Below are 9,906 nucleotides of genomic sequence, written 5' to 3' on the forward strand. Positions count from 1 at the left end.
AGGTACTCCCTTCGCCATCCTCCCTTTCCTCCCCTTCCTCCTTCTTCAAACCAGTAAACTCCGCTATGTAACTGCTTTTCAATTACATAATCTGGTTCTGGTCATGAAAAAGCCCTCTGCGTTTGAATTTGCAGCGATCGTACTTGCAATAGCTGCGTTTATTTTCTTTTTCGACAGGTCAGTTCTCAGTAAGGAAACTGTCAATCTCAGACCTCAGGAGCCGAAGCCGCCTTTTCCGTATTATCAGGAAGACATTACGTTTGAAAATCCAAAAGCCGGGATCAAGCTAGCGGGCACGCTCACTTTGCCTGCGCGCGAGGGCAACTTTCCTGCGGTGGTACTCATTAGTGGTGGCGGCCCAAGCGACCGGAATGTTGAGGCAATGGGCCACAAACCTTTCCTCGTCATAGCCGACCATCTGACAAGGAAGGGCATTGCAGTTCTCAGATTTGATGACAGGGGTGTTAAGCAATCAGAAGGCGACTATCAATCGGCCACCTCAGCAGATTTCTCCGAAGACGCTGAGAGTGCAATCAACTATTTAAAGACGAGAAAGGAAATCAATCACGACCAAATCGGGCTCGCAGGCCACAGCGAAGGAGGTATGATTGCACCCATGATCGCGGCACGCTCAAAGGACGTCGCATTCATCATCTTGCTCGCTGGACCCGGAATGCCGGGCGATTCTTCAATACTATTGCAGATGGCCGCTTTCCAACGTGTCCGAAAATACCCCGAAGCGCGGATCCAGCAAGCACAAATAGTTTTCGCAGGCGCACTGGCGATCGTAAAGCAATCCAGTGATCGGGTCGTTTTGCGCGAGGAATTGAAGCAGTATATCAACGCAAATCTCGACAGTCTATCCGCATTCACTTCGGATAGCGCTTCGCTTACACAATCGCGTACTGTGGTTATTAACAATTTTTCATCCGTCTGGACTCAGTTTTTGATAAAATACGACCCGGTAACTACCCTCGAAAAGGTGACATGTCCTATTCTGGCATTGATCGGCGAGAAAGACTACCAGGTACCTCCGAAAGAGCATTTCAAAGGAATAGCCAGAGCCACCCGAAAAAGTGGGAACAAAAATGTCAAACTGGTTGAATTACCTGGCCTGAACCACCTGTTCCGGGAATGTAAAACCGGTGGGCCGGACGAATATCGGCTAGGAACACAAACAATTTCTCCCTTGGCTTTGAAAGAAATGTCGGACTGGGTACTCCACGTTACACACTAGCAATCCCTATTTCAAAAGCGCAGCCACTTTCAAATCCATCGCGTTCTCTCCCGGTTCGTAGCCGACATGCTGATCGACTACTTTGCCGCTGCCGTCCAGAAGCACCCAGATCGGGATGGTTTGCAGGTTATATTTCTTGTCCAGTATCGCGTAAGTGTCGCCCAGAGGCAAGAGGAACTGTTTCCAGGGCATCTGTTCTTTGTGCATTGCCTTTTTCCAGGCATTTTGGTCCTTGTCGACGGAAATGCTGACGACATTCAGTTTCTGGCCTTCATTCTCATAAAGCTTTTTGATTTGCGGGATTTCCATCCGGCAGGGCCCGCACCAGCTTGCCCAGAAAACGATGAGGTTATGTTTGGAAGAGTCCACCAGGACTTCTTTGACTGACTTGTCATCAGCCGTTTTTAATGCTAATTCCTTCGGGAAATCGCTGCCGGTTTTGTTATCGTAGTCCAGATACGCTTTTAGAGCAATATAACCGGGGTTTGAATGAAGTTCTGGATCAAAAAGAGCTAGTAAATGTTTCGCCTCGTCGGTCGCAAGTGCTGATTTATTGAAATTTAATGTACGGAGTAGTTCCAGCGAATAAGGATGCTTCTGAACGAGCGATCGGTTATAAGCGTGGTTATCAGCAGCATTCTTCGAGCTGCCCTTGAAAGTGTAATGCCGGAATAACACGCTGGTTTGCCGGTTGACTTTGTCAATATTGAAAGTAACAACCTTATTCTTAGGAGTAAATATCCGGATTGTATCGAGAGTCAACTTCATCATGCCTGGTTCGGCATAGAAGTTAGGCTCATCTATTTTTTTCGAATAAGGATTTTTATACCCCACTACCTGATGCGGAAACTCGGGATTTCCGGTCTCAAAAACAATTGCTGTTCTGAAAGGGATAAAATCCCCTCCGGTTTTGATTTTGAACTCAAATTTGCCGCCCTTCACAACGGCAGTATCTTCGAAGTTGCGGGTTTCGGCATTGCCCAGATATAGCGTCTTCCCTTCCAGGAAAGTGTTCGCTCCGCGTAAATCGCCATGTACCACTATGTCCCGGCTATTACCGCAAGCCAGCGCCGTAAAAATCACCAATAGCGCCCCAACCATACCGGAAAGGGCACGAACAATCTGACTGTTTTCCATAACGCATCACGATTTGTTGATGCGCAATTGTAATTAGTTTATAGTAGAAAACAAAATATAAAATAAAATTATATATCAAGTAAATATCTTACGCTAAAAACATCAATGGCAGCACTTACTTCGATAAAATTCTTACTATCTCCTCAAAGCCGCGCCTCCGGGCATGTTGCAATGGCGTAAGGCCGTCATGATCCGGTATTCCAAGGTCCGCTCCGCTGTCTTTCAGCAATTGCACAATTTCCTGATACTTTTTGCTCCCATCCCCCAAAACAATAGCTTCCATCAAGGCTGTCCACCCCAAACGATTGACATGGTTAATGGGAAATCCCCTGGTACCCACCAGCACTTTTACGGTTTCCACGTGCCCCCGCTCGCATGCAGGAATCAACGCAGTTCCATTATACCGGTTGAAGACATCAAAGCGGGCGCCGTGAGCAAGAAATAGCTTCACCAGTTCTGTTTGTCCGGTCGCGCCTGCATACAGGAAAGGGTTATCCCGGATATTGTCCTGCAAATTAACATCCGCACCGCGTTCCGTCAGTAGCGTTGCCATTTCCGCCCGTTTCTCGATCACCGCCAACAGAAGCAGGGAGCGCTGTTTTTCATCCTGCGTATTTACATTAGCTCCTTTGTCAAGCGCCTTTTTTACGCCCTCCACGTCGTTTCGTCCGACCAGTTTTATAATGTCCTCTTGCTGCATAATCTTTTCATCTGTTAATGGCTGGTCTTTCGCATTACATGACGCAAACATGCCCATCAATGCCAGCAGCAACAATGTTTTCATAAGTCCAAATGATTAATTGAAAATCACACCAACAAGGTAAGGCGAGTTTCCAGGGATCGCTTTGCGGAATTTATACTAATGCTTGGATGATTTATTACTTCGCGTTGATAGGTGGGATTCAAACCGCAACGGCCGGAAAACAAAAAAAGCACCGATTGCTCGATGCTTTCTGTGGGAGTTGAGGGATTCGAACGGCAGCGGCCGACCGTCCCCGACCCTCTGCTTGTCAGCGGACGCCGCGCGGGCAGATGTTATGATCCAACTGCTCCGGCCGGAAAACAAAAAAAGCACCGATTGCTCGATGCTTTCTGTGGGAGTTGAGGGATTCGAACAGCAGCGGCCGACCGTCCCCGACCCTCTGCTTGTCAGCGGACGCCGCGCGGGCAGATATTATGAACCAACTGCTCCGGCCGGAAAACAAAAAAAGCATCGATTGCTCGATGCTTTCTGTGGGAGTTGAGGGATTCGAACCCCCGACCCTCTGCTTGTAAGGCAGATGCTCTGAACCAACTGAGCTAAACTCCCTTTTTTGTTTTCTTTTGTTTTCCCGTCGTTTGGGAGTGCAAATATGTGCGACTAAATTGAACTCTGCAAATATTCTTGAAAAAAAATTAAAAATATTTTTTAACCTCCTGAAAACCAATATCGACTATTCGAAATTTAAATAGAGCGTTACAGTGTGGGTACGCATGCGGCTGATGCCATTACCTACCGAGTTTGTTCCAGGTACGATCATATTTGTCAGTCCATGTGAAAAACGCAGTTCCGGAGCAAATTTGAAGAATTCAAAGAATTGCTCATAACCTATCCCATAATCGATCGAGAAGTCGCTGGACTTGGTATCGAGGGCGGTAGCTCCACCTCCCCGGTTACGTTTTACGTTCGTCTCGATCCCGAGCGTTACGCCTGCAATCATGTACATGCGTGAGTTGACCCGGCGGACGGATTTGTATTTTAGCAAGAGCGGTACTTCTATCCACGTCGACTCGCGCTTTTCTGTCCGGTCGGTGCCGTTCGGATAGCTGAATTTGACATGCCGCTCATAAAGTGAAACCGCGGGTGTTGTGCGCAGGTCAAAATGCTCGTTCAGATATGCGTTGACGGTAAAACCCATGCGAAATGCCGCATTCGTCGGCGACTGGATCACAAATGCCGAATCCTTGGACACGAAGTCGTTACTATGCTTGATGTTGAACCGCGTAAACGGGACTGCGAAAAGAATACCGTAATGGATCGGCTTGTCGTCGTAATATTCGAGGTGCTTGCGACGGTAACCGATGCCCTGAGACCGGGCTTCCTGCGCCGCCATGAGCAGCGCAAGGATACCGATAATTATTTGTGTCCGACGTAAATTGAACAGATCCCGAAGGTAAGTGATATGCATTTGGTATTTATGAAACCTGCTTTTTTATAAATATCAAGAAAAGCTTCCCCATCCGGAAAGGCCTGCACCGACTCGGGCAGATAAGTGTATGCCGCGCTGTCTTTGGAGACCGTTTTCCCTATTATTGGTAGTATGTATTTGAAATAAAAATTGTAAATCTGCTTGAACGGAAAGCTCTTGGGCTTCGAAAACTCCACCACTACACACGTTCCGCCCGGCTTCATCACGCGGTTCATCTCTGTCAGTCCGGCCAGCAAATTCTGAAAATTGCGTACTCCAAACGAAACGATAATCGCGTCAAAATAATTGTTTGCGAAAGCTAAACTTTCCGAGTCGCCGCTTTGCAGGGTAATGACGTCCTGTTTGCCTAGTTTGGCGATTTTCTCGCGACCAACCGCCAGCATACCTTCCGAAATATCGACGCCGATGATTCTCTCGGGCTTCAAGGCAAGCGCCTCAATGGCAAAGTCGCCAGTACCCGTTGCAATGTCAAGAATGACCTTTGGCTGTTGCTTTTTGAGCAGTTTGATAGCTCTTTTGCGCCAATAGATATCTACACCGCCACTCAGGACGTGGTTCAACAGGTCGTATTTGGGCGAAATGTTATCGAACATCTCCGCGACCTGCTCCCGCTTGGTCCCTTCCTTATCTTTATAGGGTACTACACTCATCTTTGTATTGTATTTTTCAACTACAAGCAAAACTAACAGATATTTACGGTTATCACACGGCGGTCGGGCATCTTATTGGTTCTACAAAATGTGACCGAAATGAAAAGCGTACGTATCAATGGCTGAACAAACATTTCGTCCCGATCATTTCCAGCCATGCGTTACATTTTGCTTATTGTCATTTGCGCCCTGGTCGGCGTAACCTTCGCGCAGCCTGTCCGTTACCGTTCGCCAAATGGTATCAGCGACAAGAAAAACTATAACCGCCGCGCCGCACAGCCCTATTTTCTAAGCTTCCGATGCGGCCTTACACAATTTTACGGAGAGCTGAACGCTCAGGCGATGCACGGAATCGCCGGAATAGGCATTGGGAGGTCGCTCAACAAACAATTCGCTGTTCAGCTGGATTACAATGCGGGGACCATTGGCGGCGAAAAAAGGGCGTTTTTCAACTCCTGGTTTGTAAATGAATACAATAGCGCGGAATGCCTGGTAAAGTGGGACCTCTCGGAACAATTCAGCCAACGAGAGCCCGGCCCGGTGCATATGGCTGTTTATGCAGGTGTAGGACAAATCTGGTTCAGCGCCAATGCCTTTGACCTGGACGGCAACCGCCTCCTGCGCTTCACCAACAGCCAGCAGAGCGCCAGAAACCCGCTTTTCCTACGCTGGGGGCCACCCAAAGGTCCAAAGGGAATCAAAAAAACGAGAGAAGGACTGTTACCGCTTGGCACTTCTGTGGATTATGCTTTGTTAGAAAAATTGAAAATTGCGTTGGAATACCGCTTCTACTTCGTGCGGACCGATAAGCTTGATGCCACTTCCGGCCATCGGCTGATCAATCCGGAAGAAAGTGAATCTTACAGCGAAACGCCAAACGATGCGTTCAGTTTTATTGCTGTGTCACTGCAATATCGTTTTGGCCAAAGGAAAAAATGAATGCCGGTTAACATTGTTAAATAATGATATCTACCACTGTTAAATACAAACTTTACCCCTCCCTGTTAGGCTGTTTCGACCGGTTCGAACGCGGCTACATCGATGCGCAGGAACTGCTCGACCGCATTAACCGTGTGCCCATGCCACAAACCGAGGCTCAGTTTCGTGGCGTATCATTCGAAGATGCGGTGATCAAAGGCATTGGCGAAGAAACATTTGACCCGGAAATCCTCTCGAAAGTACGGTCGTTTCTCCCCCGCCCGATGCTGAAAACGCAGGTATACTGCGAATACCAGCTAAACGACAGCCTGATTTACGGGTATGTGGATGTAGTTGGGAAGATGCTGGCCGTGGATATCAAAACCACCGGAAATTACCGTGCAGGCTGTTTCGCCAAAAGCCATCAGAACTTTTACCTGCCTGCATTGCGCGCGAAAGGGATCAGAAGCCTTCGCTATGTGATCACCGATTTTAAGGAGGTATATCTCGAAGAATATGATCAAACGGCTGACTTTACCTATCAGGAGGAGCAGATCGCCCGCTTTTGCGAATTCCTCGAGACCTACCGCGACCGTATCACCGACTTACGGGTATTTGCCCAGATTTAACGCCGTTAACCAGGCTAGAAATCCAGCAGTTGATGTTTTACAGCAAATATCGCGAGGCTCACCGAGTTGCCCGCACCGGTTTTTTCCAGCAGGTTTTTACGGTGTCCCTCCACCGTTCGGTAACTGATAAACAACTCTTCCGCGATTTTGGCCGTGTTGTATCCCTTGCAAATCAATGCGAGCACTTCCATTTCACGGTCGGTAAGGCCTATATTCAGTGAAGGAATGGCAACTTTACTGCGAGTCGGCTTGATATCCCCTGCTTGCAGGCCCTGCCGCATTACCTGTGCGATGTCGTCATTAATGTAAAATCCCTTCGTCATAACCTGCCCGATAGCCTCGTTCAGAATTCCCTGATCGATGTCCTTGGGCAGGTAGCCGTGCACGCCTACCCGCATGAGCTGCAATATGTGCTCGGGGGAATAGTTCATGGAGAGGATGATGATTTTTAAGTTCGGGTACTGTTTTAAAAGAAGCCCAGCCACTTCTTTCCCATCCATTCCTTTCATAAAAAGATCCAGCAGCACCACGTCGGGCATGGCATTTCCTATTTCTTCCAGCAGTTCCTCGCCTGAAGCAGCTTCCAGAATTACCTGATAATCTTCATTCCGGGACAAAATCTGGCCTAATCCTTGACGGAAAAGCTTGTGGTCGTCCGCTATCGCTATTCTTACTGGTTCCAATTTGTTTTGGGAAAGTGTTAAACGGGCATTTCAATTTTAAAACTGGTGCCTTCACCAGGAGCGGAATGTAGTTCGAGCTTCGCCCCCAACAGGTCGGTTCGGGTATGGATTGTGCTCATTCCCATTCCCGACGCTTTCTCGCCGGAAAGCATATCGAACCCCTTGCCATTATCGCTCATGAGCAAGCTCAGTTGTGAACCGTTATGATGGAGATCGAAAATGATTTCACTGGCTTCGGCATGTTTGACCACATTACCGATCACCTCCTGGATAATGCGGTACAGAACCAATTGCTGGTGGGACGAAAGCACTTCGGACGGATCGTCGATCGCGCACCGGATGTGTATTCCTGCGTCTTCCATCCTACGTAGCAAAATTTTCACCGCGCCTGCAAAACCGAAGTTCTCGAGAATTACCGGCGACAGGTTATGCGCGATTTGCCGCACATCCTTCACCACATCCCCGATAATCTGCCCTGAACGGGCGGCCAGACCCTTCATTTCGTCCGGCGACTTCTCGTATTGGATCTGATTCACAAACAAACGGACCGCCGACAACGACGCACCTATTTCGTCGTGCAGGTCGCGCGCGATACGCTCTCGCTCATTCTCCTGCGAGGCCACAATTGATTCCAGAATTTTCTTCTGATGAACCATCTCCATCTGATGCATTCGGCTCTGCTGAAAATGCAGCTTTCGCTGGTAAAGCAGCACAAAAATGACGATCGTGAGTGCCATCATCACCATAGTGCCAATTCCGCCGAACAGCAGTTGCGCAAACTCTATTTCCCCCGGCCTACCCATAATGCGATTGAATAAGTAATGTACAGCATATAGTTCATCAGCGCGTGGATCACCCAAATCTGATCATTCAGATTTTTGGAATACAGCAAAATGAAGTTCATAAATATGAAAATCAAGAAGTTACCCGAAAAGAAAAGCAGCAACCCTGCCGACACCCAGAAAAAAGGCTCAACCAGCAGATTTTGCACTTTCAATTCCTGAAAAACTTTAAAGAAATACGACAATGCGAGCAAGATCACTACCACACTTTCGATCGACCGGCCCGCATTATCGATCCACACCGACTGCCCATGCTGCCCCAGTTCGCGCACAAGAACGATCCCCGTAAACGCCGCCAGCATCCAGCCGCGCAAAGTCGTCAGCCACTTCCGATCCAGCACCAGGCTGTACATCCAGGTCAGTAACGCGAACTCGACCGTAATGTAGATCGGCCAAAGAAACAGGTTAGATACTTTTAAAAACCAGAAGACTCGTGATATACTTTCTATACACAGCGCAAAGAAAATGAGGCCGCAGAGTAGCTGCACGGGACGCTCGGCCTTACGGCACCGCCAAAAAGCCATTGCCGCTGCCGCCAGCACCGGCAGATACGTGAAGAGCACAATGAGTTGTTCCCTGGAATAATGCATTGGTTCCCTGGTTTACCGACGCCTGAAATATGAGTAGCAAGCCGGCCGGCGAAGGAGATCCAGCCTTTGGCAAATTACGTCAAATTGCCGTTGATGCAATTGTAATTACTGCTATTCGACTTGTTTATTAACTTCCTTCCGCTATTTTTGGGCATTCTATCAGTATCACCTCTGCCCAACAAAACCGACATCATGTTGGTGGGCGCTCCCTCGGCAGTTCCAGCAACTGTAACCGGCCAATTACAAATCATTAAAACTGAATCACAACGGTCTTTTAGTTTTTATCGATTTAAGGCCCCCTTTTTAGCATTGAAAAAATTTTAATGCATGGTTCGCGCCGTTTCCCGACAGACTTTCTGCCGGAAAAGCCGCCGACTATGAATTTTATTACGCCAGACCCGGCTGCCCCGTGCAGCGGCTGATGGCTAACCCCGAAAATATGAAGGTTAACGTAGTGATCTACGGAGTTGTGGCTGGCAGTTACAGAACACAAAACCTGATCAGATCCCTTTTTGACATTTCAGAGGTAAATCTGTTTTACCTCAACCCCGGATTACTCTGGGACCGCCCTTCCTTGTGGAACAAAATCCAGCGAATGATCATCGAGCTGACGGTCGTTTGGAAGGCCGACATCATCATCATCCCCGCGACCCGTCACCAATACCCCTATAAATACAAGCTGGCGAAGTTCTTCAAAAAGCAGGTGATCACGGATTTTTACATTTCCTTTTACGACACCTATGTGACCGACCGTAAAACGATCGCCCAAGAAAGTCCCGAAGCAGCAGCACATTTCAAGCTCGATCAAAACGCCATTATCTCGTCCGACCGCACGATTTTCCTCAATGAATCCGAAGCGGAATATTATACGCGCTTGCTGGATGTAAAACTGTCGGATATCCAATACAGCATTGTGCCGCTTTGTGTGGACAGTCGCCGAAAAGCGGCAAATCCTTTTGCGAACGGGACCACAAACAAGCTGACCATATGCTGGTGGGGCACTTACATTCCACTGCACGGATTAGATAAGG

General features: G+C 48.2%; 11 protein-coding genes and 1 tRNA gene. 4 read left to right on the plus strand and 8 right to left on the minus strand.

Features of this window, described 5'->3' with window-relative positions:
- The first annotated feature begins 103 nt into the window (after nucleotides 1-103).
- Nucleotides 104-1,237 (plus strand): alpha/beta hydrolase family protein, encoded by a 1,134-nt coding sequence (locus tag IEY24_RS30210; protein WP_188939017.1) that lies wholly within the window; start codon nucleotides 104-106, stop codon nucleotides 1,235-1,237.
- A 6-nt stretch (nucleotides 1,238-1,243) separates the two neighbouring features.
- Here the strand turns inward: IEY24_RS30210 and IEY24_RS30215 are convergent, their stop codons facing one another.
- The 5 genes from IEY24_RS30215 to ubiE all read right to left on the minus strand — a co-directional run bounded on the left by IEY24_RS30215 (nucleotide 1,244) and on the right by ubiE (nucleotide 5,213).
- Entirely contained in the window at nucleotides 1,244-2,374 is a 1,131-nt protein-coding gene (locus IEY24_RS30215) for a TlpA disulfide reductase family protein (protein ID WP_188939018.1), read from the minus strand.
- A gap of 115 nt (nucleotides 2,375-2,489) precedes the next feature.
- Nucleotides 2,490-3,158, minus strand: a complete 669-nt coding sequence (locus IEY24_RS30220; RefSeq protein ID WP_188939019.1) for an ankyrin repeat domain-containing protein — start codon at nucleotides 3,156-3,158, stop codon at nucleotides 2,490-2,492.
- 450 nt (nucleotides 3,159-3,608) lie between these two features.
- A tRNA-Val gene (locus tag IEY24_RS30225) sits at nucleotides 3,609-3,683 on the minus strand.
- Nucleotides 3,684-3,807: 124 nt separating this feature from the next.
- Nucleotides 3,808-4,542 (minus strand): type IX secretion/gliding motility protein PorT/SprT, encoded by a 735-nt coding sequence (gene porT / locus IEY24_RS30230; RefSeq protein WP_308420651.1) that lies wholly within the window; start codon nucleotides 4,540-4,542, stop codon nucleotides 3,808-3,810.
- Complete coding sequence (gene ubiE, locus IEY24_RS30235) at nucleotides 4,491-5,213, minus strand: bifunctional demethylmenaquinone methyltransferase/2-methoxy-6-polyprenyl-1,4-benzoquinol methylase UbiE (protein ID WP_188939020.1); 723 nt, start codon at nucleotides 5,211-5,213, stop codon at nucleotides 4,491-4,493. The genes porT and ubiE overlap by 52 nt, the downstream gene beginning before the upstream one ends.
- A 156-nt stretch (nucleotides 5,214-5,369) precedes the next feature.
- Here ubiE and IEY24_RS30240 point away from each other — a divergent pair, with 156 nt between their 5' ends.
- Both IEY24_RS30240 and IEY24_RS30245 read left to right on the plus strand, forming a co-directional pair.
- Nucleotides 5,370-6,152 (plus strand): hypothetical protein, encoded by a 783-nt coding sequence (locus tag IEY24_RS30240; protein WP_188939021.1) that lies wholly within the window; start codon nucleotides 5,370-5,372, stop codon nucleotides 6,150-6,152.
- A 23-nt stretch (nucleotides 6,153-6,175) separates the two neighbouring features.
- Entirely contained in the window at nucleotides 6,176-6,760 is a 585-nt protein-coding gene (locus IEY24_RS30245; protein WP_188939022.1) for a hypothetical protein, read from the plus strand.
- A gap of 14 nt (nucleotides 6,761-6,774) precedes the next feature.
- Here IEY24_RS30245 and IEY24_RS30250 read toward each other — a convergent pair whose 3' ends face one another.
- From IEY24_RS30250 to IEY24_RS30260, 3 genes are read right to left on the minus strand one after another with little or no spacing between them, the layout of a single operon-like run.
- Nucleotides 6,775-7,443 carry a response regulator transcription factor gene (locus tag IEY24_RS30250; protein WP_188939023.1) on the minus strand — a complete coding sequence of 223 codons (669 nt, stop codon included), beginning with the start codon at nucleotides 7,441-7,443 and terminating at the stop codon, nucleotides 6,775-6,777.
- Nucleotides 7,444-7,460: 17 nt separating this feature from the next.
- The gene (locus IEY24_RS30255; protein WP_188939024.1) at nucleotides 7,461-8,246 is read right to left on the minus strand and encodes a sensor histidine kinase; all 786 of its coding nucleotides are present in this window, start codon (nucleotides 8,244-8,246) and stop codon (nucleotides 7,461-7,463) included.
- Complete coding sequence (locus IEY24_RS30260; RefSeq protein WP_188939025.1) at nucleotides 8,225-8,875, minus strand: hypothetical protein; 651 nt, start codon at nucleotides 8,873-8,875, stop codon at nucleotides 8,225-8,227. The genes IEY24_RS30255 and IEY24_RS30260 overlap by 22 nt, the downstream gene beginning before the upstream one ends.
- A 439-nt stretch (nucleotides 8,876-9,314) precedes the next feature.
- Between IEY24_RS30260 and IEY24_RS30265 the strand changes: the two genes are divergently transcribed.
- Nucleotides 9,315-9,906, plus strand: a 592-nt coding sequence (locus tag IEY24_RS30265; protein WP_229223359.1) for a hypothetical protein, incomplete at its 3' end; no start/stop codon positions are given.

Origin of the sequence: Dyadobacter endophyticus (genome assembly GCF_014641595.1) — a bacterium.
Taxonomy (GTDB): Bacteria; Bacteroidota; Bacteroidia; order Cytophagales; family Spirosomataceae; genus Dyadobacter; species Dyadobacter endophyticus.

What these genes read in the sequence shown, in the direction of transcription:
- IEY24_RS30210 (WP_188939017.1), top strand. Translation starts at nt 104, where the DNA reads ATGAAAAAGCCCTCTGCGTTTGAATTTGCAGCGATCGTACTTGCAATA.
- IEY24_RS30215 (WP_188939018.1), bottom strand. Translation starts at nt 2,374, where the DNA reads ATGGAAAACAGTCAGATTGTTCGTGCCCTTTCCGGTATGGTTGGGGCG.
- IEY24_RS30220 (WP_188939019.1), bottom strand. Translation starts at nt 3,158, where the DNA reads ATGAAAACATTGTTGCTGCTGGCATTGATGGGCATGTTTGCGTCATGT.
- porT (WP_308420651.1), bottom strand. Translation starts at nt 4,542, where the DNA reads ATGCATATCACTTACCTTCGGGATCTGTTCAATTTACGTCGGACACAA.
- ubiE (WP_188939020.1), bottom strand. Translation starts at nt 5,213, where the DNA reads ATGAGTGTAGTACCCTATAAAGATAAGGAAGGGACCAAGCGGGAGCAG.
- IEY24_RS30240 (WP_188939021.1), top strand. Translation starts at nt 5,370, where the DNA reads ATGCGTTACATTTTGCTTATTGTCATTTGCGCCCTGGTCGGCGTAACC.
- IEY24_RS30245 (WP_188939022.1), top strand. Translation starts at nt 6,176, where the DNA reads ATGATATCTACCACTGTTAAATACAAACTTTACCCCTCCCTGTTAGGC.
- IEY24_RS30255 (WP_188939024.1), bottom strand. Translation starts at nt 8,246, where the DNA reads ATGGGTAGGCCGGGGGAAATAGAGTTTGCGCAACTGCTGTTCGGCGGA.
- IEY24_RS30260 (WP_188939025.1), bottom strand. Translation starts at nt 8,875, where the DNA reads ATGCATTATTCCAGGGAACAACTCATTGTGCTCTTCACGTATCTGCCG.